Below are 24,589 nucleotides of genomic sequence, written 5' to 3' on the forward strand. Positions count from 1 at the left end.
ATTATTGTTCATCTAAGTTGTAACAAATGAACGCAAATCGTGTGAATCAAAGCAATGTTACTCCTCTGTTAATCTTGCAATTTTTAATGACGAATCGTCATGCAACCATATGCACCGCCAAGTCCGACACTAAGCATGATGTAGTCATCTCCGGGTTGCAGACTCCCGCCATTATATATATCTTCCAAATTAATGAGCAGATCACAACCATTCACATGCCCGCAAATAGAAATATTGTCTGTAAATATATGTTGCTCAGGGAATTCAAGTGCACGGGCAGCATACGACCAAGTATCTTTATTTACATTATGTGGAATAATCCATCGCACGTCCTCTTTTTTCACGCCAGCAAGTTTCAAAGATGCTTGCATAACTTTTTTCACGCCCATGAAATAAGAAAGTTGGAACCACCGATAATCCTCTTCGCTCCAATTGCCGATGGAAGCCAATTTCCCATCCACAAGCTGACTGATGCTCATGATTTGATTACGCTCACTGCCCTTTTCAATTAAACAGGCCGCAGCCCCATCGGATAAAACGGTCATATCATCAATTTTCCTCATAAGAGGGGTATAGATCTTCTCAGCAAATAATAAAATTGCATACTTCTTAGACGATGCCCTCAACCGACTGACAGCCAGATCGAAGGCTAAAATAGCGGTCGCACAGTTCATTCCGGATATGCTCAAAGAAGGAACGCCCTCCATCCCAAAAGAACTCTTGAGACTCTCTAAGGACATCATTCCGCCTGGATGACTTTGCATGGCATGGGAATACAATAGGCATGCCACCGATTCCGGATCGACATCGACCTTTTCGAGCAAACGACTCATCACCATTTGCAGCATGTCATACGTAGTCCGTCCTTCCGAGTCCATCACACAGCTCAATCCACGAACGTCCCGGAGTGTTTCAGTCTGCTCCTCACTCAAGCCGATCTGCTCAGCCAATTCTGAAATATCTGTCCGCTTCTCGGGACGGAACGTCGTCACTGCCCGTATACCAATCATTTACTACACCCCCTGATTTTATATGCAATGATTAATTATAGTCACTCTTCGAGACGAACAATAGTACCTCAAGACAACTCTAACGAAGGAATAACAGTTGGATGATGTACGATGAGTTGCCAAATAATTATGCTGTTACTATTAAGAAAGGAGGATGACAAACGGGTGACCGGCGGAGTCGAACATATCAGTTACTATATCCCCGACGCTCGCAAAGAAATTGCAAGCCTTGGGGACCTTCTAGGTCTGCAAAATGAAGATTTTACGCTGCTGACCAATCACGGACTGAAACAGATTGCAGTGGAGGACGAGTTGCGTCTCGACCAGATGCTCTTCGAGGCTGTGCGTCCATTATTTGAACAAGGACTCGTTCAACCACAGGAAGTGGATATGCTGCTGTTTACTAGCACGATACTTCAGTTCTCCCCTCATCTCGTTGATCCATTTTCCAAAATTAGACAACAATTCCGTCTGGAGCATGCGCAAGTATTAGCCGTTAATCAAGTCAACTGCGCAGGCATGGATTTTCTGTTCCAGATTACAATGAAAATGCTGCGCCTTTATCCGCATGTAAATGGCGTCCTGTTAGTTACTGGCGACAAGACGTTCGTTAAAGATTTTCGTTATATGAAGGACAGCTCGGTGATGGCCGACGCCGCCTCTGCTGCTTTCATTTCACGCCAAACGAAGACTAATCGCATTATCGATTCTTTATTGACGGTCGAGGGAACGATTTATAACGGAGAAAAGTCGTTACCGGAGGATTTGGTTTGGTTTCAACGAACGTTCGCGATGGGCTTAATCAAAATAGTACGTTCGATGCTTAAAAAGAACCATCTGGATGTCGAGCACATCCGCCTGCTTATCGTCAGCAATATCAACGATACCACTTGGAAAAAGGTAGCTCAGGCATTGAAGGTGCCTAGCGAGCGTTTGTATTACCCGACATTGTCAGAGATTGGACATGCCCATAATACAGATCCTTTAATTCATTTGGACATGGCAGTCAAAGAAGGACGCTTGCGACAAGGTGATTACTTTATGACGTTAACGGCAGGAAACGGCAGCACATTTGGCTGCACCCTATTTCAACATTAAAGAATTAAGGGGAATACGTATGTCATACAATCACGTGAATTTATATATCAGTCATATTACCCCGAATTTGAAAGGACAAGTCGTCTCCCAGGAGGATAAAATCTGCGAAAGACCCCTCAATGATAGGGACAACTGCTTATTCGCCTTATATGAAGAGTATGACATGCTGGATCAAGGGCTGCCGCAACGGAGCAGCTTAACCGAGCCTACGCTTATTAGCATTCAAGCCGCATCAGACCTTGGCCTCGCAGCAGCATTAAAGCTCAGCAACAAAGAGCCCGACTTGTTTCCTCAAAGCAGTCTCCTGATTTATTGCCATGAAACGGTAGAACCAAGCCTTTATTTAACACCTGCCATAAAGCTGAAAAAGGAATTGAAGATGAAGCGCACCCTCCCGTTCGCTGTCTCGCAACAAGGGTCGGCCGCCTTCATAGGCGCCCTGCAAACAACTCAAATCTTATGGAGCGACGCTCCCCCCACGGCACAGCAAACCGCCGTCATTATAACAGCTGACCAGCTAGCACCACCGCAAATGCGCAGTAGCTTGGACGTGTATCCCAAAGGGGATTGCTCCGTCGCCTGCCTGGTATCATCAACTCCTAGGGAAGGCGCTTATTTTATTGAATCGATGGACATCGCTTCCTTCGTATTGAACAAAGAAGCAACCGGAAAGGACTTGCTTCTTGATGCTGCATCCGACCTCTTGCAGCGAGCCATGGCAAGCTGGGGCATCAGCTATTCAGAACTCCGGATGATCATTCCACAGTCGTTCGACTCGACACTGCACGCTGTATTAGCCGAGCTGTCCGGAGGCCAGACACCTATTTATCGTCGCACGTTCGCCCCGACCTGCAACTTACTTACTAGTGACTGTTTGGTATCCCTTGAAGAGGCCCACAAACGGGAGAAATTTCTGGTGGGAGACCTGATCCTGCTGTTATTCGTAGGACCGCTTCATACGGCAGGAGTCATCCTGCTCCGAAAACTCGCATAATTTTTGATGGATTGCGCATGCAAAACTAACAGTAGAGTTATGGAATTGCGGTACCTCCCTTGACTACAATTAAGCGTATATCTACATCGAACCCCTCGCTTTTTTTGATCGGAAAGGTGGTTTTTTGATGAATATTGGCATTATTGGCTACGGAAACATAGGTCGTTTATTATGTGAAAGCTTTTTGGAGCGCGGTCTACTAAAGCCTGAACATTTGATTATTCACACCAGGAGCCCAAAGAAGCTGGAGATCATTAATAAATATCCATCTATTCAAATCACTCACACACCAGAGGAATTAGCACAGCGGGCAGATTTGCTTTTCCTGTGTGTCAAGCCTCTTGAAATAGGCGCGGTTATGGCACAGATTTCCGACCATCTCCATGGGACCCATCTGGTTTCCACAGCAGCTTCTATCGAAATCAGGGATTTAGAAGCTTACTACGATGCAAAAATCACAAAAATAATTCCAACCCTCACTTCCCAAGTAAAGGTAGGAATGACGCTTGTTTGCCACAATCAGCATGTTAAAGAAGTCGATATCGCAGCCCTCTATAAGCTGCTTCAAGCATTAGGAGATATAAAACGCATTGAGGAAGATGATTTTGAAGCGGCTGCCGACTTAACAAGCTGTGCTCCTGGTTTAATCGCTTCCATGTTCGATGAATTTGTCGCTTCCGGTGTTCGCCATAGTCGCCTAACCCGTGAAGAAGCTGAAGAAATGGTTATTACAACCTTGTATGGAACGGTCAAACTGCTCTATGAACAAAAGATGCGGTTCGACGAACTTGTCACCAAGGTCGCTACAAAGGGCGGCATTACCCAAGAAGGCGTTAATGTTCTGCGCAGCGGGCTTCCGGCTGTATTTGATGAGGTATTCGAGCGAACTCTGGAGAAACATCATTTAATCAAGGCAATGAGCCGCCAAAATAAGCCGATAGGAGCGAAATAGACGTGTATAAAGTTGAGGTCAGCCCTATTGAGGGCCAGCTTGCGGATTGTGTGACAGTTTATTGCATAGCAAGATTAAAAGCAAAGGGAATGCTGAACTCGCAAGATATTACTGGGGCTTTCTGGCGCTTTAACTATCGCAGGGACCCTTTAATTTATTACTGGGTCAGCCAGTTTAATACCAGCGATGAAAGGAACCACCTGCTGGACACTTACTTTCATATCCGCATTCAGCCAGATGAAGGCGGTTTGGATAACCTCCACTGCAAAATCACTAATCATCTAACTGCAGAACGACTTCCTATGTTATTCGTCGAACGTTATGAAATGCCCTATGATCTTCTTTATTATAAAAAGCATAGAGAACGCCATTATGTGCTTGTGAACGGTTATGACCCTGTAGCGGATGTATACCATATCGTCGATTTTTTTGCCGATGAACCCTTCCATATGATTCCTCGTTCCACATTGGAAGTTGCGTTCAGCGAAGCCTACGATGAATCTCAGCCCATGCTGGTCGGTTCTCTGGACGGCATACCTATTTTAGGACCAGAGCAACTGGAAGCTATTATTCAGTCGAACATAGCCAGTATGACGCAGAACGACAATCGCACAGCCGGGTTCCCGGCAATGAGCCAATTGGCAGGGGATATTACGATAGGAGATGATTTCTTCCAGCAATATATCCCAATGTTAAATTTGTTCTCCAAGTTAAAACATGTATCTGTCTATCGAAAGCAGCATGCTGACTTCCTAACCAGATACTTCGATGCAGGCAATCTGCCTGAACAATTTAACCGTCAAAGCGGTCGTTGGATTCTTCTGGCCAACTACTTACTTAAAGGCCATCTAACAAAACAGGAAAAATATTATACGAAGGCATTAATCGAGCTGGAGTTCATTACCCAACACGAGAATGAAATTATGGAAAGTTACTCCAACCTAACCAATCGAATGAAGCGGGTGGTCATATGAAGGACGTCATCATTATTGGCGGAGGCCCATGCGGCATAGCTACAGCTATAGAAGCGAAAAAAAACAATTTAGACTACCTCGTGCTGGAAAAAGGCTGCATCGTTAATCACATCACCCAATTCCCTACCTATGTGACCTTGTTCGGCGCTTGTGAAGATTTCGAGATAGGCGGGGTGCCGTTCACACTGGACTATGGGCCTCCACGGAAAAAGGATGCGATGCGATACTATTATAAAGTAGTCAAGCACTTCGATTTGGATATTCATCAATATGAAGAAGTGACTCACGTGGAGCAGGTACAAGAAGGCAACGACCGTTTTTATACGGTGACCTCTCAACAACGTGGACAAACCAATGTCTATCGGGCGCGCAATGTCGTTTTTGCAACTGGGTTTGTCAGCAACCCGCGAAAATTGGGAATTGACGGAGAGGAACTGCCGAAAGTACTGCATTTGTTTACGGAAGCCCATTTTTTCGCTAATCAAAAAGTACTTATCATTGGCACCGGGCATTCCGGACTAGAGGCCATAATCGACTTGTGCGCCGTTGATGCGCAAGTGACCTTGGTCCATCGTGGAGATAATCTTTCTTATACACCAAAAAGATGGATGTTGGCGGAGGCTCGCAAATTAATGGATGCCGGTCAAATTAAAGCCCATTTCTCTTCAACTGTAACGGCTATCGAGCAAGATCGCGTTCATATTCATACACCAGATGGCCCGATTGCGATCGAGAACGATTTTGTGCTGAAATTAGTTGGGTTTCAACCCCAATATGAAATGCTTGATTCGCTAGGCGTACAATTTAGTCCTGATACTGGAGCTCCTTTATTTAATGACGGTACGATGGAATCAAACGTTCCAGGCATCTATGTTGCAGGCGTGTACGCAGGTGGTAGAGATGTGAACACCTATCAAATCTCTACAGGCCGATTCCATGCTTCCAAAATCATCACCAACATCGCCCGACGTATTGGTATCCTCGTATAAGGAAAGGAGATCATCCCTAGTGAGAGAGTTGATCATCGAGCTTATTTCCAAACAAATGACCGTTAGTCCTACGATTTCGGATGATGAAGATTTATTTTTGGCAGGTCTCAATTCCATTAAGTTCATACATCTCATTGTTGATCTCGAACTAAAGTTTGACATGGAAGTTTCGGATAACGACTTGACCTTCGAGACCTTCTCAACCATCCAAAAAATTATGCAATACGTTCATCTAAAAAGTCCCATATCCAAAAAATAATAGACCTGCAAGGTCTTGGAGGTAGCTCTAATGGAAATAACCATTCCTTTGAAAAAGCAAATTGATCCTCAGCATATCGATCAGCTCAACTATTTGCTGAAATTTGTATCCAGCCAGTTTTCTAGTGTATGTCAGGCTGAAGGTCCTGTATTGATAGCTTCGTTTGAGGAATTGGATGAACCGACAGCTCTTCATTTGACGCATGAAGCCTTGAATCGGATAATCGGACCACGCAATCTCATCTATAAGCAAAAAATTGAGTTTACGAATTCGGTATCTGTTCCTTATTCTTCCAACATTCTTGAAGAGCTTATCCGCAATAAAATTCTCATACCCAGCGGTCAGGGCATGTATACGTACCGGGAGCCCTTCTCCTTGCTGATTGAGTTTCTGGATCAGTACATCGTCTCCAAAATTGCTGGACCGCTAAAAGCAAAGTTGGAATATTACCCATCGCTCATTTCCATCTCAACCTTGAACAAGACGAACCACTTCACCTCTTTTCCGCAGCATGTACTGTTTACAAGCCATTTATCCGAGGACTTCACAGCGATTGACGACTTTACTCAGTCTGTCAAAGATTCAGGAGGATTACATGTCGAACAGTTAGAGAGCGCTCATTTGAAGCCAGCGCCTTACACCAAAAACCCTGCAGTTTGCTATCACTGTTACCAAGCGCTTGAAGCTGAGCAAATCAAAGAAGGACAAATTGTCACAGCCGTAGGCCGCTGCAGTCGCTATGAAAGTAATAATCATGATGCATTTGGCAGACTGCTTGACTTTTCCATGAGGGAAATCATTTTCGTTGGATCGGATGAATTCGTCCAATCCAATAGAGCAGCCTCCCATACATTATTAAAGGAATGCTTATCGGAATGGATGACAGACGGATTTTTTGAGAATGCCAATGATCCATTTTTCACTAACGACTACAATATTAAATCATTTTTCCAAAGAGATTTAGAGATGAAATACGAGCTGCGCTTCACCGTTCCGTATTTGAATTCAAGCCTAGCCGTAGCATCCAGCAATTACCACGGCAATGTATTTGGTGATTCTTTCTCCATCAAAGCCGATGGCAAGCCTGCCGTTACTGGCTGCCTGGCCTTCGGATTAGAACGATGGGTTCTGGCCTTCCTTGCACAATACGGCTTAGCTAAAGAGAACTGGCCTCCTGCCATTCAACACCAATTTGTAAAATGGAACGAGCAGCGAACTTATCATATGGTCCAGAAGGTTTAATCGAATACAAAAGAGTGAGGGATATGAATGTTATATTTGACTACCCAACATATTTTACAACTCGGAATCAATTGGCATGCAGCGATTAGAACAATTGAGGAAAGTGTAGTTGCCCTCTCTCAAGGGGATTATACACAGCCTATTAAACCGTATCTGCATTTTAACAATCCAGAAAACCGCATCATTGCGATGCCGGCATCTGTCGGGGGAAACACCAACATGGCCGGCTTGAAATGGATCGCCAGTTTTCCGAACAACACAAAACAGGGACTTCCGCGAGCGCATTGTGTAACCATCTTGAACGATATGAACAGCGGGGTTCCGCTTGCGATATTCAATACGGCCCTGTTGAGTGGAATCCGCACGGCAGCCGTTAGCGGACTTATCATCCAGCAGCTTGAAGCCTATCGACACCTAGATGACGTCACTCTGGGTATCGTTGGGTTCGGACCTATCGGCCAAATGCATTTGCAAATGGCTACTGCTTTACTAGGTGATCGAATCGGCAGCATTCTCGTCTACGATTTGTGCGGCTTCGATCCAGGTCCATTCGAAAAAGCATACGGCAGCAAATTTCAACAAAAGAAAACTTGGCAAGAGGTATACCAAGCGTCTGACATCTTCATCACCTGTACAGTTTCCAAATTGGGCTATATTGATCAGCCTCCTAAAAACAATGCCCTTCTTCTGAATATTTCTCTAAGGGATTTTACACCAGCTATCATGGATTGCACTCCCTCTATCTTTGTAGATAATTGGGAGGAGGTATGCCGAGCCGGCACTGACATTGAAGTACTACATGTCAAACGAGGCTTGCACAAAGAACATGTGCAAACCATTGAAGATATTGTCTGCGGCCAAGCCTTCTCGACCCTTCCAGAGAACCATCCCATCTTCTTTAACCCTATGGGAATGGCAATTTTCGATATCGCTGTTTGTACGTATTATTACCAACTGGCGCTTGCAAACGAAATTGGATATTCTCTTGGAGATGAAGCCCAAACGCCGTATACCAACATGCAATAAAAATATAACTGAAATATTCAAAAAGAGTATGCATGAATCAGGCTAAAGGCTCCTCAGTGTAATTCAAATACTTAAATGAGGGAGCCTTCGTTCTTTCATCAACAACGATTATGATTGAACTCTGGATCGATAATTTGCCAAATGAGACATAATACCCTGTGTCTTATTATCTAGTAGCATATAACCCATACCTTTTTTATAAATGATTATATCTGAGGGATGCTTTTCGCTGCGAAGCTTGCACCGTAATTTATAGATATACTGCCTAGCGTTCTCAGGGGTCGTATATTCATCCCAGATCGTAAGTAAAATGTGTTGAATACTAACAAAACGATACCTATTCTTTACAAAAAACATTAGTAATTCGAACTCTTTACCAGGCAAAGGAATAAAGTTCCCTTCAGTTAATAACAATTGAAAGTCAGTGCTCAAAATGATATGAGGAGATATTTCAATGTCTCCTTCCATCTTTTTATGATTGTTATCTAACATTTGAATAAAATGTTTAAGGTGATCCCTACGCATAGGGTTCGTACTGTAGTTTTTAATCATAATATTTTTACGATTAGATTCCATTTTTGGGAAATGATTTGATGTAAGCGCTTCCCCTAAAATCAATACAGGACAGTTCCAGTTTCCAGCAAGCTCCATATATGTTTTAACACTGTTCCCAGCAAAATTAGAACTACACCATATGACTGCCAAAACATCCATATATGAAATAATAGGCTGCAAATACTCGATATCACTAAGATGGATGATGCCGACTTCATCATTCAAGACACACTGCTTAGTATCCGTGAAGAGACTTTTATCATCACTAACTACCACAATATTCATGAATTATTTCCCTCCTAGTTTCTCTAGCCAACTTTTAGTCAACCCAAAGCTACTATTCACCTATGGTTTTGCATCAATCGCCATAATTCAACTCTACAGGAATTTTTTGCAGCAGTCCATAAAATAATGTTTTTTAATCGTTAATCATACGTTAATTTGAAAAATAATCAACCAATTCCTCTAAATGGAACTTTTATACAGAAACGAGTTTTTTACCCCTTCGCTCTATTGAGCGAGTAACAAGTTATTAACTAGATTCATAGCAATGCCTGGTTTTGAGAGTTTCATAAGCATTTAGTATAACGAAGAATGGGGAACTTGAAGCACTGTTGCTATCAGGTCTTCTTTAGCTGTGGCGCATCACGCTGTTCCGATTTGCGCATATCATCAACGGCTTCATTGACCTGTTTCATGACGTGAAATTTATCAAATGACACTTCTACTGTTTGGAACTGTGCTTCAATATTTAAATATCGCGGGATAACCCACGGCGAATTCACAACCCCCTATTCTACTAGCCAATCGTTTGATGGTCTTTATTGATCTTTTACAAACTTCTCCTCTCTTGTATACAGGAGGTATCTGGTTCTATCCTGTCGGGGCAAAAGGGGATGTTTTACCGCTTGGGGTTGACCTTAAGTACGTTGAAAACGATCCGTTTGACGATGATACACTTTCCCTTCCTGCCTTTTATCCTGCAAATCGCTAAAATATTTCACTTTCCATCAGCATCAAAATGAACTAATATTTGTTTGCATCTACTAAAATGTCTCTTCATGAGTAACTACTTAGGTGGTTTAGAAGTTGAATTGGTCTTTTAAGGCATCGGAGAGAGACGAGAGAACGGGGAGATGCTGCTTAGCAACGTGGAAATAACGCCGCGCATACGAGCAAAATGTTTGGCAGCGGATGGATCTGATTTCAGGCGACGGCTACAACTGCGGATATCGTAAGTTAACCGTTGATCTGAAGCGCACGTACCAGCTAATTGTTTCATTCAGCCTATTCCAATTGAGGCGGATCGCTTATGATTTGAAAAGCTGTGAAAGAATGAGATAAAGAGAGCATGTGTCCAAATCAAGTGCCAGGCTTCATTTTTATCATCGTATTTCAATATGCGTAAGTTCCCACGGTTTTTCAAGCGCTATCGTTACTCGAAACATCTTAGCAATCAAGTTATCTTTATCGCTTCTTGGCGTCCACATCGATAAGTACCACCCTAATAATAATATAATTAGGGTGGTACTTACATCAGCACTTCCGAACAGACCTAAGCCTTTCGGTGTTACGATGAAGCGTTTTTTCGTTAATCAAGTTCTCTAAACTCAACTTGATTCATCCATATGTCCATCGGTTTAAGTTCTTAAATTGACCTGATAAAGACCATCCTGATTTTCTATAGTAGTCATTGAATGTAGAATTGATAGGGCATAAGGATTCGACACTGCTCACCTTGATCATTTCTAGCATTGCAACAAGTAAGTTTTGTTTTCTATATGCTTCATCAATAGCAAATTGATAAAGTGATATGACACCGCTTTTTTTCTTATAAAAACGTAAAGCCCCAACGATTCTTTGATTATCTAGAGCCAAAAGAATCTGTTTTCTGCCTATAGCAGCCTTTACCCCATCAGGACAAAAAAATTCAAACGAATAAATTGCATCGTTATCTCGACGTAAATATGAATTGAAAAATGATACTGTTTGATGACCATATACATTCGATGCAATTTTGAGTTCCATTCAACTCTTCCCCTGCCTTTGATTTATATTTTGCCACATAGTTGAGGTTATACTACTGCCTTACTCAAACTTATTGATGCTACCCCTGAAGATTTTTTTCGCCTTTTCATATCGTTCCATTGTGTCTATATCCATAAATTTTAATAGGTTTTCCTCTGCCAAGATTCGTCCATGGTACATCGGTAAGCGAAACAAAGAGCGTGCCCCTACGTCCCCTTCCAAAGAGGCAACCGCTGCCCACATCCTTCGCCCCAAAATAACCGGAGGCTTCGGTATCCCCTTATCCCCACTGGCTATATAATCATAGTCATCTTCCTTACTAAACACATCCGTAAGGTGAGCTAGCATTTCACTATCTATGAAAGGCTGATCCGCCAAAATGACTAAAACACCATCTGCGTCCATCTCTTCAGCCACTTGGATGCCCTTGCGCAATGAATGTGCCATGCCGAATTCAGAATCCTCACATACCTCAATCCGACACCGTCCCCTTTCAATATGCAAAAAAGCTTCTTCAGTCAACCAATCCAGTTCATCAGCTTTACGTACTACAACAACCACACAATACAGTCCGGCATTAAGTGCTTGCATCAAGGCAACGCCGGCAAGGCGAATTCCTCCACCTAAATCCAACGACTGCTTCGACGTCCCCATTCGCTTGCTGCTACCTGCCGCCAAATATACACCAACAACCTTCTTCTTCACATCACTCACCAAGGGCAACAGCTATTTATATTTCGCCACATGAATACAGAGGAGATCCACTCTCTACTCTCCATTTTCGAAAAAATTACCACAAATCGATCATATGCTCTATCGCATCGGATCTCTCGCATTTGTATAAACATCCTTACTTCGCCCCCAGCGTTTATGTAATCAATCGGGAATATTGGCATTTGATCAATTGATTACTTTCATATTGTACGCTAAACTATGCCGTCAGCAGTGAATACCTGGTTTTAGCATAATTAATTCAGACATCTATATCACTATCATTAATGAATCACATAAAGATCAATCATTTGAGTACCTGTAGAACTCTTCTGGCTCTGCATTATGACCATAGTTTTCTAAACGTTGAAGTCATGCTGCGAATGCGTGCAAAGTGCTTGGCATAACCCAACGCTCCAAATGTCCCTGACACTTTGACTTTGGCCATCCGGATATCGCGTTCGGCCTGATTATTGTCGAAGGGAACGCGCGCATCACGAATAAAGCGAAGGGTATGCCCCTCATGACCAGCAGGCGCTCCTTTTTTTGCCGCCGGATTTACGCAAGTTGGTAGGTTTACCCAGCCCATCACTGGAGGGCGGTTTGCTGCTATTTTTTGAGTTTTGACCGAGTTATCTTTCCAGATCTTTCACACGATCTTCCAGTTGTTCCATCCGATTCGTCAGCAACGTGATGAACGCTGCTATCTCCGGATCTCCATTGCTAATCGATAGAATCTGTTCTGAACTTAGCTTCACGTGCTGACCTCTTTTCTATTCTCTACTCTAATTGTATTTTATCAAATTTTCCATTTATTTCATAGAGGGAGCCTAAGTAGTAACCTAGAAAGTATGCATCCGTTTAGCCTCTTATTTCATTTGAATGATTAGCTAACAGTGCCTCCCATACTTTTAGTGAAGATACTCCCATAATTTCACGATATTTATCAGTAAGCGTTATTGCACATCCTCTGAAGAATCATCTTCCCTCCATCTCTTAACAAGGTGAACAATATCTTTATGTGACGCCCAGGTAATCTCATCTGCGTGTTCGATAAGAATGATTTGAGTTGGATTTTCTTTACGCAAACTTAAGTGATTGTTGAATGCCGTAAATATCTTTTGTACCTTGAGGATATCCTCCGGCGTATATTCTACTTCTGATAGTTTTTGAAACTTATCGGGAAAACAAACTTGATTTGGTTAATCAATTACTTGAAATTTAGGGAGCGCATTCCAATCAAGCCCGGCAAAATGATCATGTAACGCGAGCAGGGTTGCAATGTGATAGCCCATCCAGTTAGCCTCGCTACCAGTTTCCCAAAGAAAATCCTCTCTCCTCAGATTTTTTAAGCAATGTTAAGTTAATAATGTCTAGTAAAACAGGATCTTCGGGATTTTCGAGTCTGTATAACATTCTATGTAAACTCTCAAATCCTATTACAATAGAAGAAAGGCTGGTTTGAGAGGATGGCACCTATGGCGAGATATAATAAGGAACAAGTGGAGGCGTTTGTGAAGAAAAACAACCTCAAGACGATGGAAGATGTACAGTCAGCCGTGAAGATGCTATTTCCAGAGACACTGCAATCTATGCTGGAGGCTGAGCTGGATACGGAGCTCGGCTATAAGAAGCACCAATCAACCGTCACCGGTATTGAGGATCAAATCATCGCAATGTACGCGAAAGGTGTCAGTACGAGGGATATCCAAGATCACCTCCAGCATCTGTACGGAATAGACGTCTCTCCAAATTCGTAGGTTGATGAGAACTTTTAACCTCGTATGTCCACATCGAAAAGCCAGTCCCTCCCTACCGGCGTATGGCCACTCCCAGATGGCTTATTTGTCAACCATTCTGGATGCCTCCACAGGTGAACTCTTAGCTCATAACTTATCCGCTACCCTCCACCTCCCTCTTGCAACGGACACGTGGATTTAAAAAGATGACTCCTGTGCAGTACGAGGCCACTGAAAAACTTACGTTTATAATTTGTTAAGATTTGTTTTAAATCAAAAAGGCGAAATTTCGTTCACATTGGAACGGAATATCGCCTTTCTCTTTATTCTTTTACTTTGAATCTTTCATGAGTGTAATGATTCGCTTGAGATTAACAGAAAATATGGCCATGGCACCTTGCATTTGCATGCCAACAAGACCCGAGGACGATGCAACATCATACCCGTGTCTATGCTTGAGTTCACTGTTTTTCGCTTCAATTTTATAACGTTCTTTCGATTTCTCCTTGAAATCATCACTATTTTGAAATGCCTCATGTTCCTTATGTTCGGTGGATTTGATGGTTACAGAATAGGTTTTACTTTTCGCACCTTCTTTATAGCACCCGTCTTTCATTGGACATACTTTGCATTTTTCAATGTCAAACATGTAGGTATTCTTTTGGTTATTATTCATACCTTTCTTACCTGTGCGCGCTCTTTGAATCGCCATATGTCCAGCTTTACAAACGTACATACCTGCATCTTTATTAAACTCAAATTCCTCTTCTTTTTTACGAGTTCCTTGTGTGATATTAGGGTTTAATTTTGATATTAATTGTAATTCGTTGTGATTGGCATACTGAATATTATCTTTTTCAGAATAGGCTGCATCTCCAATAACGGTATCGATCTTCATACCTGTGTCATGACTTTTTTCGATGAGAGTTTGAAGTTGTTTTCCATCATTCTTTTCACCCGTCGTAATCACCGCTGCTGTAATGATTCGTTCTTCATTCATTGCAAGATGTGTTTTATATCCGAAGAAAGAGGAGTCGGCTGTTTTGTGACCTAAACGTGCATCCGGATCATTTGCGAATTGAAGATGCTCTTCGTGATCTTCTACGATTTCTTTTAAATAGTTCAGCTTTTCTTTTACTTTTGGGTATTCGCGAATCTTTTCTTCCTTTTCCACAGCCTGAATGACTTTTCGGCAATAGTCCAATTCATCTTCCAATTTGTTTGTTGTTGTTTTTGAAGGGAATTTATCTTTCATCTTTTCATCCATTTGATAAACGGCTTTTCGTAGCAGCTTGGACTTCTCCATTAAAATCTCTTTGGGTGATTTTTGATTGTAACGCGCTTTTGAATGTGTGGCGTCTACAATAATCGCGGTACTTTTTATGATTTCTTTTTCCAATGCAATCGCTACTGTTTTTTGAATAAGTATGTCTAGTAGGTTTACATCTTTCAAACGAAGTTTTCGAAACTTCGTTAAAGAACTCGAATTAATGACGCCATCTTCCGGCGCCATATCCAAGAAATATTTAAAAGACATGTCATATTTCGATCGTTCTACAACATCCACATCGGATACATCGAAAATAGATTTCAATAATAAATATTTGAACATACGTATAGGAGGTACTGCATTGCGACCGTTATCAAGGCAATATTTATTTTGTAATTCTTCATGGACAAAAGAAAAATCAACAAGGTCAATAATTTGGCGGAGCATATTATCTTTAGGTACAACTATATCGTAAATTCCCACATACGGGCTGAGGTTAAGAGTTTGTTGATTTGAAATCATCCGAGACACCGCCTAGAATTATTACAGCTATTATACAGCAAAACAGAATACCCTTCCTCGCAAAATCGAGGAAAGGTATTCTATTTCTAAGGTGTGGACTTTTTCAGTGGCCTCGTGCAGTACAGGAATCATCTCTTACGTGCAGCTTAATTCTTTTTTTCAAAGTGTCCTTGACTAAGGGTCCAGATTATCCAAATCCATGGACGAAGTATCTTTTTTCGGCACTCATTGATATCTTTTATTTTATTTCATTCATAAATCCCCTGAAATTTTCCACGATTTCTTTTGATCGGGTATAGTGCAAATAGTGCTCTCCTTCAAATGTCATCACTTTTCCATGTACCGAATTTTTTATTTGCTCCTCATGAAGAGGTATCCAATTTTTCGTTTCAGTATCATTTGCTTGTAAAAAGAAAATAACAGGAAGATCTTTGGGGAAGAACAAGCTCTCAGTTGCTTTGAAATTAGGCCCGAAATTTTCGCCTTCATTCAGGTTGTTCGGATTAAACGTATTTTTGAGTGAAAGCATTCTAATTTGTTCTCTGGTTTCATCATCAACGTCGGGTGCAAGCAGTTGGTCAGGGGCCAATTTCATTAACAATCGGTAGAACCCTGATTTTTTAAGCAGTTTATACGTTTCTGTCGGGAATGGATCATCCGTACCGCCTTGCGTTGGAACGCTGCTTTCAATCCCGACAAAGGCACTTACTTCGTTTGGATATTTGTTCACATAATCCAGTCCGTAAATCCCTGAAATAGAGTGACCCATGAGCGTGTAACGATGAATATCAAGTTGCTGTAATGCTTCATGAACTTCACTAACCATATTTTCAGTGGTACGCTCTTTTTCAGTTACGTCACTTAAACCATAACCGAAAGGCTCAATTACGACGACTTTGTAAAATGGAGATAGCTCATCGATTAGCGGTTTAAAATCAAGGGCCGGGGCTGGCGTTCCATATCCAGGAAGTAATACCACCGTTTCTTCGCCTTTTCCTTGAATCAGCACATTCATGTTTTTCCCGTCAACCGCTACAAACTGGCCATAGGGTTTTATTTTCCCTTCCTCCGATTTGTTGCTAAATGCATTAATAATAAAAACAGTGGCAATAAATAATGCAAAAACGATAACTATGGCTCCGAATATTTTGAGCAAAATGATTAATATTTTTTTCATCATGATGGTTGTCTCCTGTTGAGTTTGTTTGTTGTACAGTCGTTTGGACATTCATTATTTTTACTTTTTCAATGAAATTTCAAATTTGGAGCCAGCCTCACCTGCAAATACAATGCGGCCATTTTCTGGTAAGACAACCTCATTCTTACCGCTGACCACGGTGTGATTAATACAAATACCCGTCTGGTCATATACAGCAAAGGCGCCATTTGCAGGCATTTTCACTGTCATGACTTTTCCTTTCACAGTCGTTGGTACCGAAAACCATTTGGCATATCCATCTGCTTGAATAGTTGTTGCGGATTGTTTACCCGAATGGAGTGGTTTCACAAGTTCCTCACTGGCGTATACATAACCTAAGGCTGTAAGATACTCTCCTCCGTTCTTTTTAGAAAAATGAATGTCCATCGTATCACGTCCGGCAGTACCTGGAATTTGCAATGGATTGACTGCTTCGTTTGCTCCAATAATCTTATTATTGGACATATACCCTGGATTCTCTTTATTAATATGAATAGCCAGGATCGATGAAGCATTGAGATAGACCATTGATGTGTATTTCTCATTCACTAGGTAATATTTTTTACCGTCGCGTTTTTTCCATGAGGCGTTAGTCTCCTTGGATAATTCATTGGCTTTAAGCTTCTCCGCCTTATATTCTGAGAAAGCCAGCTGTCCAAGTCCTGGAATGGATATATAAGATCGAGACCACAGGTAGGTATTCCCATTTTTCTCCACAACGAATTTCAGCTTTTCTGTACCCTCGTCGTTAACAAAAGTACCATCTGCTGTATATGTGTATTTTTGAGCCGGATTATTCGGAGCTGCAAGTGTGGATACAGTCATTTGTCCTGCCGTATTTATTTTGATATTCATAACCGAATTATTGCCGCCATATATACCAGCGTACTTGGACATTCCCTTAGGTATATCTGCCTTCACTGGTACGCCAAATGATTTTTCCGATTTCCGTTCTGTAATCATGTCCTTTTCCTCAAGTGCGCTGAGTAATAATTCATTCGCAATGAATTGATTGGTTAAGCTTGACCCGCCTGAAGAGATAACTGCTGCAGCCATGTTGTATTCCGGGAGTACCACTAATGAAGACTGATAAGATAGCGTATCTCCACCTTTCATAACAGCCTTAATGCCGTATTCGTTGAATGGGAACATGTTCACACTATCCCACCCTAACCCGTAAGACATAAACGTATCGCTATCCTCTGGCCACATGCCTCTTTTATACTCTTCTTGCGCCATAGCTTCTACCGACTTACTGGAAAGAATGCCTTCGACCTGTCCTGAGAAGATTTGTGAAAATTTCACAAGATCTTCAGCGGTGGAATATATACCTCCAGTAGCGATGATATTATAATTCTCTTTTGGAAGTTGTCCCTCATAAAAAGGGGAATAGATTCCCGCCATTTCTGCCGGGTCAACCACATCCTGTGGTGTTTTGGTATGGTTCATATCCAAAGGCTCTGTAAAATATTTGTGTATAAATGCGGTAAAAGCGATGCCGCTAACTCTTTCGACCAGAATCTCGGCTAACGTAAAGCCATCGTTGCTGTAGACTGAGTATGCGCCGGGATCTGCCTTCAGGTTTTGATTCGCCAATTGCTCCAGAAACGTATCATGTGAATACGTGTCATTATCTCCGTACAAGGTGGCATTGCTGAATGAGCCGCCCAGAAAACCGGAGGAATGATTCAGCAACATACGGGGGGTAATCTTCTTGTAACGGTTATCTTTCATTTTAAAGTCAGGGATATAATTCACAACAGGCACATCCAAATCGATCTTGCCTTCGTCAACCAGCTTCATTACAGTGGCTGTAAGCATCATTTTACTGGTTGAACCGATGCCATAGATCGTGTTCGAAGTAAGTGGTACCTTGTCGTTTATATCGTTCTTGCCGGTTTGACCGGACACCACAATCTCTCCACCATCGATGAGCGCATATTGCAGACTCGTCGTGCCGTACGTCTCGGTTAGTAATTTGGCTTTTTCGATCACGGTGTTCTTCGTTGTCTCATACGTAAGGTTGCTGTTGTTATTCATGGCAGTCGGTGCGGCCATTGCAGACATTGGAGCAAGTATCGTCAGTATGAGAGTCACAGCAGCTAAAGTATTCCTTTTTCTTGCTGTCCTCATACTCATCTTCTTTTTTGTTTCCTCTCTTGGTTTCACTCTAGCATCTACTCCTGTCTTCATAATTGTGTTAGGCCACCTTAACGGAGGTGCTAAAGACAGTATAACCAACCAAGATGTCCCCCTAATGACTACAAGATGAACGGAGAATGAACAGGCCAAAAAAGTTTGCATCAACACATACAAGAAGGTTTATACATGGTGTCGTAGCCTAGAGAAGGCATGAAATCCAATCATCCTGCAGGTGTTGTGATTGGCAAGATGACTATGAAGGTCGTTCCTCGTCCGTATTCGCTCTCCACCCGGATGTCCCCTTGATGAAGCGATACGATCTGCTTTACAATAGCCAGTCCCATACCACTGCCTTCATATTTCTGGCTGTGGGAACGATCAGCTTTAAAGAAGCGGTCAAATATACGCTTTTGGTCTTCCGGAAGAATACCAATACCCGAATCGGATATGCGGACTGTCACGTTCTTGATATTCTGTTTCATCCTGACGCTAATTCGGGCACCATCTTTGGAAAATTTGATGCCATTGCCGAGGATATTGATCCACACCTGATTTAACTGGTCATGATCGGCCGTGATTTTGGTGGGCTGCAAATCAAGATCGAACTGAATGTTGCGGGCTGACCATTGGGGTTGAATAGCGACGATTACTCGTCTGATCTGTTCATCTAGACTGAGTGTGGCGAGCCGCATTTGCAAGGACTGAGATTCAAGCAAACTCAGCTTTAGCAGACTATCACTCATTTTGGACATTCGTGCAGTTTCAGTGATGATAATATCGAGATAACAGCTTCGTTCGTCATCCGGGAGGTCTACCTGCTTGAGCGCTATAGCAAAACCGGAAATGGAAGTGAGCGGAGACTGAACTTCATGGGACACGTTTGTCACGAATTCCCTGCGCATCTGCTCAAGCTGCTGTAGATCGTGCATCATTTCTTCGAAGCTGCGAGCCAAAGTACCTATCTCACCCTTTTGTTTAATATTAAGCTTGACGTTGAAATCTCCAGCAGCTATAAGCCGGGTCGCTTCAGTCAGCTTTTTGATCGGTCTCACCAATTGGATGAATGAACGAGCAGCTAATTTGCTTTGAAGTGAAGAAACGACTTTGACGTCACAACACAGAGAAACCCGTCGAGGTGAACGAATTCCACACAATTGTTATAACTATAGCTCTAATGAGTCATTCCTTCTGTATTGGTCATATTATAGAATTTCATTACAATCATTACTTTCTATTTCATAGTGGAGGTCAAGAGAATATTTAATGATTTTAAGAATTTTTGAACCCATGCGGTTAAGGAGGAGAATATATGCAAACTTGGAAAGTTGGTATCTTGTTGTTTGAAGATGTAGAAGTACTTGACTTTGCCGGTCCTTTTGAGGTATTTGCCGTTACGGCATTGAATCGAGGTCAAGCGGATGAATATAAGCCGTTCGAAGTGACCACGATTTCGGAATCTGGTCATTTTATTACAGCGAGGAACGGTTTGAAAGTAATTCCCGATTACAGTTTAAATAACGCTCCTGCGTATGATTTACTGGTCATTCCTGGAGGAATAGGAACAAGGCGTGAGATCCATAACACTATATTGCTCGATTGGATCCGTAAGCGCTATGAAGAAGTGCAATGGATGACATCGGTTTGTACGGGAGCTTTCCTGCTGGCTAAGGCAGGAGTGCTTGACGATAAAAGTGCGACAACGCATTGGGCGAGTCTGGAAAGGTTGAGAAACGATTATCCCAAAGTAACCGTCGTTGAAGGCGTCAAATTTGTTGATGAGGATCGCATCGTTACTTCTGCAGGTATTTCCGCGGGTATTGATATGGCTTTTCATATGATAAATCGATTGCTCGGTACGACAGTTGCAGAGAGAACTGCGCGTATCATGCAATACGATATTTATTTTGATGGGCAGGCGACACGTTGACATCATTGTTAATTCTTCAAACCATTAAAATCAGAGAAAGTAGGAACGTAGTTGATAACTAAGATAACATATGCTGTGATGAGCCTTATTTTCATTTTCGCTTTGATGGGCTGTAGTTCTCATACGAACCAAAGCCATCATTCAGCTAATACACCGGATTCAGTTGCGGCAGAGAATCCAAGTAGTTCTGAAACATCATCTTTTAATCAGCAGCAGTATTTGATCTTTGAGGACGATGTAGAACAAGAAGTTATTTTAAATAAAAAACCCGAACGTGTAGTTATTTTGAATACTGAGGCGCTTAATCTATTCTACCAGCTTGGGGGCCAAGCGGTCGGAAGAGCCAGCGCTCTGGGAACACCAGTACCAGAGGTGGCCATGGGAGCAGAGGATGTCGGGCAAATTAATCAGATAAGCCTGGAAAAAATCACAAGCATGAACCCGGATCTCGTGATCGGGCATCCTCGTTTTCATGCAAATTTGAAAGAGGCTCTTGCTACCAGTCATATCCCGCTCGCTTTAGTCAATGTCAATAGTTATGATCATATTCAAAGAACCGGAAAACTATTCGGACAAATTATTGGAAAAGAATCCGAGACGGAAGAAGTGCTGAAAGAAACGGATAACCATGTCCAGATGATTATTAACCAAGTGCCCGATACAACGCCGAAATTTGCATTTATTTCAATCGCGTCTACAGGGTTATCCATTCAAAAGAGTGGCAGTCTCGCGCTTGATATAGCCGATAAACTGAAGCTGAAAAATGTGGCCGAAGGTATGCAGTCTGGTCAAATGCCGAACTCCGTTCCCTACAGCATCGAAAAATTAATTGAGGCCGATCCGGAGTATTTATTCATGATTGTGTATGGAACGGAGGAGTACGGCCGCCAGAAGATCAAAGATGATTTTGAAAGTAACCCCGCATGGGCTTCACTGCGGGCTGTAAAGGAAAATAGAATGGTGTTTTTACCATCAGATTTTGTCAATTCACCAGGCTTGAAAATCGATCAGTTGTTCGAATATCTCGCAAAGCTGGTATATCCCGATGAATATGGAAAATAAGTCGGCATCGGATTTTAGAAAAACCGCATCCTGGCGAATTACCGTCTTCTTGATATTAATCCTATTGGCTGTGGCAGGGGTAATATTCAGCCTCGTCAGCGGAGCCGTCAAAGTAAGCTTGATGGAAATTATTCACGTATTTACAGGCAGCGAGCAAGGTTCTATACGGGATATCATCTGGAACGTCCGATTGCCAAGAACGCTGATTGCCGGTCTTGTTGGGCTCAATCTTTCGCTAGCAGGTGTTTTGCTGCAGGGAGTCATGCGAAATATGATGGCTGATCCGCATATTATTGGCGTATCTTCAGGGGCGGGGTTGTTCGGCATCACCACGCTTGTCATGTTTCCGGCGTATGCCTACCTGATGACACCTGTCGCTTTCCTGGGAGCGCTTGGGGCTGCGTTGATTATTTATGCACTTGCTTGGAAGAACGGAGCAAATCCCGGTCGGATCATTTTGGCGGGGGTGGCCGTTTCTGCTTTTTTCAGTTCGGGTACCACGGGTCTACTCACCTTTTATAGCGATCGGGTACATGGAGCATTGCTATTTCTTGTGGGCGGACTTTCGGCGAAGAGCTGGCCTCAACTGCAGACCCTACTTCCTTATACCATAATCGGCGTCCTTTTCGCACAAATGGCAGCCCCGAGAATGAATATCCTGATGCTTGGCGATTCATATGCGAAAGGGCTGGGTCTACATGTCGAGCGGACGCGACTGCTCGTAACGGCTGTCGCGGCGCTCCTGGCTGCCAGCGCAGTCAGCGTTGTCGGTTTGCTTGCTTTCATCGGCATGGTGGTCCCTCATGCTGCAAGACTGCTAATTGGCAACGACTATCGAATCTTGCTTCCTGCCACGGCATTGCTTGGTATCGCTGTACTTACCATATTCGATACGCTCGCCCGAATACTTTTTGCTCCTATTGAGCTGCCCGTAGGAATTATTATGGGTGCCGTGGGTGCTCCCTTTTTCCTATATTTACTTAGAAAGAGGGGGATGCAAGAGTGATTCGCGGAGAAGATCTAATTGTCAAATATCGCGGAAATGCGGTCATGGATCATGTTAACATTGAATTTAAAGCGGGACTTATTCACAGCATACTTGGTCCGAACGGTTGCGGGAAAAGCACGTTGTTAAAAGTGCTCTCCCGCCGGCTTCAGGGAGAAAGCGGTGTTTTCTATATTGACGTAAAATATGTAAAAACTCACTCGCTTATCTCGAACTTAATGCAGAGGAACTCGTCGATGATCTGATGACTTCTGCAGGGTGGCAGGAAACGCTGGACGAAAATAAGAATTTCATCAGCTATCTTATCCATAGCGGCGATCTGCAATTTGCAGTCGGCAACTCATTGACAGATGTTGAAGTGATAGAGTTTACCCAAGGTGTGCTCGACACTGAGCGTGTTGAATATGACGGAACAATTGCTTCGCTGGCTGGTACTTTTTCTATTGGGGCGGAGGTCACCATCAAACAGTACGGTGATCAACCAGTAAAAGGCGAAGTAACGGTGAGTGGCTTGATTAACGTGCAATTTGAGCTTGATGCTGATAATAAAGAGGACAAAATCAAGCAGAATACCGTAAAACTTCAACTTGGCGGATTCGATGTAACGGAATTTGTTGAATATACTGATGCTGAAGATTCGGAGTGGGCAAGTAAGGACCTCGAGTATTGAGCTGGGTGTGATCAATAATACAAAGATCGGGAGCAATTCAGAAGAGCACTTTGCATAGAATATGATAATTAGACTGCGATTGCTCAACCATTGCCTTTATACACTACTTTTCTTTTAGCAATTTCTAACAAATGGCAGACAGTCGTCTGCTATTTTTTTGCAAATGGAAGGGAGTAGTGGAGAGTACGGATGTCGAAAGAAAATAAAGTTGTTGACTGACGTTGCTGATAAACTAGCACGCCAGCTGCTGCACCGAGCAGCTGACGGCTAGTGCCTCCGGCTTGACCGACTGCACCAAACTGCCGAAGTCAGAAGAATAACCATGAACCTGTGCTGCAGCGCTCCTAAGCAGCGGCGCACCAATCGGCCGGAACCGACTCATCCGGAAGACTCCGGCTCGTGTCAGCGGAGTTTTGCCAGTCTACAACTTTATTTTTCAGTTTAATACTTTATTTTCTTTTAACAACATGTTCAGTGACATTATAGTTGTTTCCTTTGGGAAACAATCCTCATCAGCATGAGTAGCATTTCAAATTTTCCAACGCGTTTTTAAAGCCATAAGATTCAAGCATATCGCGTTCCTCTGGCTTTAACGTCGGCACCGCCCAAACCAGAGAATATTTAGCCCGTGTATTTGCAACGTATCCAATACGTCCTGATTCGAGCTCTTTTTCAATCCATTGCTTCCAGTGTCCACTACCCGTGTTACGTAGACTCTAGACTACCATCACACTATTGAAATCCTTACCCTTAACTGAATGTATAGGATTAATTGAAACAAGGTTTATCGTATCAGTTGTTTTGAACACCTTAATAATGTCTTTCGCAGTACCTTTTGGGGTTATCATTTTCGTGGTCTTAAAGTCCCTTTCCTCACTATCCGATGAAGAGAGTCCCTGATATGCCTTTTGTATTATTTCTAAAAAATTATCATTAAACTTCTTATACCAAGTTGAATAAGTAATCCCATCCAAATTTACTAAATCAGAAAAAGCCAAACATCCCTCTAAAAAATCTTTTATGAAAATTCTCCATCTAAACACTGAATTAATTGTACTAGGACAGTAATAATTATTCTTTGTTTTTGCTCCCCCGAACCACCGATGCATTTGCTTACTTGCAAGCTCCGGGTCTGTCAATAGCTTTGTGTTAGCATTAGCTATTCCTAATTGCTCTAGCCAAGTGCATATCATCCCCCCAGATACTTTCAAAACG

Annotated in this window: 23 protein-coding genes and 5 pseudogenes; 14 read left to right on the forward strand and 14 right to left on the reverse strand. The window is 42.5% G+C overall.

Going from position 1 to position 24,589, the window contains the following annotated elements; genetic code table 11:
- Positions 1-83: 83 nt before the first annotated feature.
- Positions 84-1,010 carry a 3-oxoacyl-[acyl-carrier-protein] synthase III C-terminal domain-containing protein gene (locus MHB80_RS26170; RefSeq protein WP_341279709.1) on the reverse strand — a complete coding sequence of 309 codons (927 nt, stop codon included), beginning with the start codon at positions 1,008-1,010 and terminating at the stop codon, positions 84-86.
- Between the two features lie 111 nt (positions 1,011-1,121).
- On the opposite strand from MHB80_RS26170, the gene MHB80_RS26175 reads away from it, so the two are divergent.
- From MHB80_RS26175 to MHB80_RS26210, 8 genes are all read left to right on the forward strand, one after another.
- A complete protein-coding gene (locus MHB80_RS26175) occupies positions 1,122-2,108 on the forward strand; it encodes a 3-oxoacyl-[acyl-carrier-protein] synthase III C-terminal domain-containing protein (RefSeq protein ID WP_341279710.1) in 987 nt (328 codons plus the stop codon).
- A gap of 19 nt (positions 2,109-2,127) precedes the next feature.
- Positions 2,128-3,102 (forward strand): hypothetical protein, encoded by a 975-nt coding sequence (locus MHB80_RS26180; RefSeq protein WP_341279711.1) that lies wholly within the window; start codon positions 2,128-2,130, stop codon positions 3,100-3,102.
- 127 nt (positions 3,103-3,229) lie between these two features.
- The gene (locus tag MHB80_RS26185; protein ID WP_341279712.1) at positions 3,230-4,054 is read left to right on the forward strand and encodes a pyrroline-5-carboxylate reductase dimerization domain-containing protein; all 825 of its coding nucleotides are present in this window, start codon (positions 3,230-3,232) and stop codon (positions 4,052-4,054) included.
- Between the two features lie 2 nt (positions 4,055-4,056).
- Complete coding sequence (locus MHB80_RS26190; protein WP_341279713.1) at positions 4,057-5,028, forward strand: BtrH N-terminal domain-containing protein; 972 nt, start codon at positions 4,057-4,059, stop codon at positions 5,026-5,028.
- Positions 5,025-6,017 carry a YpdA family putative bacillithiol disulfide reductase gene (locus tag MHB80_RS26195; RefSeq protein WP_341279714.1) on the forward strand — a complete coding sequence of 331 codons (993 nt, stop codon included), beginning with the start codon at positions 5,025-5,027 and terminating at the stop codon, positions 6,015-6,017. Before MHB80_RS26190 ends, MHB80_RS26195 begins: the two co-directional genes overlap by 4 nt.
- 19 nt (positions 6,018-6,036) lie before the next feature.
- Positions 6,037-6,276, forward strand: coding sequence for a phosphopantetheine-binding protein (locus MHB80_RS26200; protein WP_341279715.1), 240 nt, complete (start codon positions 6,037-6,039; stop codon positions 6,274-6,276).
- Between the two features lie 30 nt (positions 6,277-6,306).
- Positions 6,307-7,518, forward strand: coding sequence for a hypothetical protein (locus tag MHB80_RS26205; RefSeq protein WP_341279716.1), 1,212 nt, complete (start codon positions 6,307-6,309; stop codon positions 7,516-7,518).
- A gap of 27 nt (positions 7,519-7,545) precedes the next feature.
- Positions 7,546-8,544, forward strand: a complete 999-nt coding sequence (locus MHB80_RS26210) for a 2,3-diaminopropionate biosynthesis protein SbnB (protein WP_341279717.1) — start codon at positions 7,546-7,548, stop codon at positions 8,542-8,544.
- Between the two features lie 108 nt (positions 8,545-8,652).
- On the opposite strand, the gene MHB80_RS26215 is transcribed toward MHB80_RS26210, so the two are convergent.
- The 7 genes and pseudogenes from MHB80_RS26215 to MHB80_RS26245 all read right to left on the reverse strand — a co-directional run.
- Positions 8,653-9,384, reverse strand: coding sequence for a helix-turn-helix domain-containing protein (locus MHB80_RS26215; protein ID WP_341279718.1), 732 nt, complete (start codon positions 9,382-9,384; stop codon positions 8,653-8,655).
- 338 nt (positions 9,385-9,722) lie between these two features.
- Positions 9,723-9,884 (reverse strand): annotated as a pseudogene (locus MHB80_RS26220) (transposase); the annotation flags it as partial.
- A gap of 835 nt (positions 9,885-10,719) precedes the next feature.
- Entirely contained in the window at positions 10,720-11,127 is a 408-nt protein-coding gene (locus MHB80_RS26225) for an N-acetyltransferase (RefSeq protein ID WP_341279719.1), read from the reverse strand.
- Between the two features lie 60 nt (positions 11,128-11,187).
- Positions 11,188-11,841, reverse strand: a complete 654-nt coding sequence (locus MHB80_RS26230) for a nucleotidyltransferase family protein (RefSeq protein WP_341279720.1) — start codon at positions 11,839-11,841, stop codon at positions 11,188-11,190.
- 361 nt (positions 11,842-12,202) lie between these two features.
- Positions 12,203-12,349, reverse strand: a pseudogene (locus MHB80_RS26235) (transposase); the annotation flags it as partial.
- A gap of 121 nt (positions 12,350-12,470) precedes the next feature.
- Positions 12,471-12,596 carry a hypothetical protein gene (locus MHB80_RS26240; RefSeq protein WP_341279721.1) on the reverse strand — a complete coding sequence of 42 codons (126 nt, stop codon included), beginning with the start codon at positions 12,594-12,596 and terminating at the stop codon, positions 12,471-12,473.
- A 106-nt stretch (positions 12,597-12,702) separates the two neighbouring features.
- Positions 12,703-12,798: pseudogene (locus MHB80_RS26245) on the reverse strand (nucleosidase); the annotation flags it as partial.
- A 518-nt stretch (positions 12,799-13,316) separates the two neighbouring features.
- On the opposite strand from MHB80_RS26245, the pseudogene MHB80_RS26250 reads away from it, so the two are divergent.
- Positions 13,317-13,589 (forward strand): annotated as a pseudogene (locus tag MHB80_RS26250) (transposase); the annotation flags it as partial.
- 319 nt (positions 13,590-13,908) lie between these two features.
- Here the strand turns inward: MHB80_RS26250 and MHB80_RS26255 are convergent.
- The 4 genes and pseudogenes from MHB80_RS26255 to MHB80_RS26270 all read right to left on the reverse strand — a co-directional run.
- Positions 13,909-15,369: an IS1182 family transposase gene (locus MHB80_RS26255; RefSeq protein WP_341277701.1), complete on the reverse strand. Its 1,461-nt coding sequence runs from the start codon at positions 15,367-15,369 to the stop codon at positions 13,909-13,911.
- Between the two features lie 238 nt (positions 15,370-15,607).
- Entirely contained in the window at positions 15,608-16,549 is a 942-nt protein-coding gene (locus MHB80_RS26260) for an alpha/beta hydrolase (RefSeq protein WP_341279722.1), read from the reverse strand.
- Between the two features lie 57 nt (positions 16,550-16,606).
- Positions 16,607-18,760, reverse strand: coding sequence for a serine hydrolase domain-containing protein (locus tag MHB80_RS26265; protein ID WP_341279723.1), 2,154 nt, complete (start codon positions 18,758-18,760; stop codon positions 16,607-16,609).
- A 170-nt stretch (positions 18,761-18,930) separates the two neighbouring features.
- Positions 18,931-19,764 (reverse strand): annotated as a pseudogene (locus MHB80_RS26270) (HAMP domain-containing sensor histidine kinase); the annotation flags it as partial.
- A 254-nt stretch (positions 19,765-20,018) separates the two neighbouring features.
- Between MHB80_RS26270 and MHB80_RS26275 the strand changes: the two are divergent.
- The 5 genes from MHB80_RS26275 (at position 20,019) to MHB80_RS26295 (ending at position 23,374) form a co-directional block, all read left to right on the forward strand.
- Positions 20,019-20,636 (forward strand): DJ-1/PfpI family protein, encoded by a 618-nt coding sequence (locus MHB80_RS26275; protein WP_341279724.1) that lies wholly within the window; start codon positions 20,019-20,021, stop codon positions 20,634-20,636.
- A 78-nt stretch (positions 20,637-20,714) separates the two neighbouring features.
- A complete protein-coding gene (locus MHB80_RS26280) occupies positions 20,715-21,698 on the forward strand; it encodes an ABC transporter substrate-binding protein (RefSeq protein WP_341283085.1) in 984 nt (327 codons plus the stop codon).
- On the forward strand, positions 21,682-22,704 hold the full coding sequence (locus tag MHB80_RS26285; protein WP_341279725.1) for an iron ABC transporter permease: 1,023 nt from the start codon (positions 21,682-21,684) through the stop codon (positions 22,702-22,704). Before MHB80_RS26280 ends, MHB80_RS26285 begins: the two co-directional genes overlap by 17 nt.
- Before the next feature lie 44 nt (positions 22,705-22,748).
- A complete protein-coding gene (locus tag MHB80_RS26290) occupies positions 22,749-22,949 on the forward strand; it encodes an ATP-binding cassette domain-containing protein (protein ID WP_341283086.1) in 201 nt (66 codons plus the stop codon).
- Positions 22,949-23,374: a hypothetical protein gene (locus MHB80_RS26295; RefSeq protein WP_341279726.1), complete on the forward strand. Its 426-nt coding sequence runs from the start codon at positions 22,949-22,951 to the stop codon at positions 23,372-23,374. Before MHB80_RS26290 ends, MHB80_RS26295 begins: the two co-directional genes overlap by 1 nt.
- Positions 23,375-23,606: 232 nt before the next feature.
- Here the strand turns inward: MHB80_RS26295 and MHB80_RS26300 are convergent, their stop codons facing one another.
- Positions 23,607-23,756, reverse strand: coding sequence for a hypothetical protein (locus MHB80_RS26300; RefSeq protein WP_341279727.1), 150 nt, complete (start codon positions 23,754-23,756; stop codon positions 23,607-23,609).
- Between the two features lie 334 nt (positions 23,757-24,090).
- Positions 24,091-24,585: a hypothetical protein gene (locus MHB80_RS26305; RefSeq protein ID WP_341279728.1), complete on the reverse strand. Its 495-nt coding sequence runs from the start codon at positions 24,583-24,585 to the stop codon at positions 24,091-24,093.
- Between the last annotated feature and the right edge of the window lie 4 nt (positions 24,586-24,589).

The sequence above is a fragment of the Paenibacillus sp. FSL H8-0537 genome (genome assembly GCF_038051995.1).
Classification (GTDB): domain Bacteria; phylum Bacillota; class Bacilli; order Paenibacillales; family Paenibacillaceae; genus Pristimantibacillus.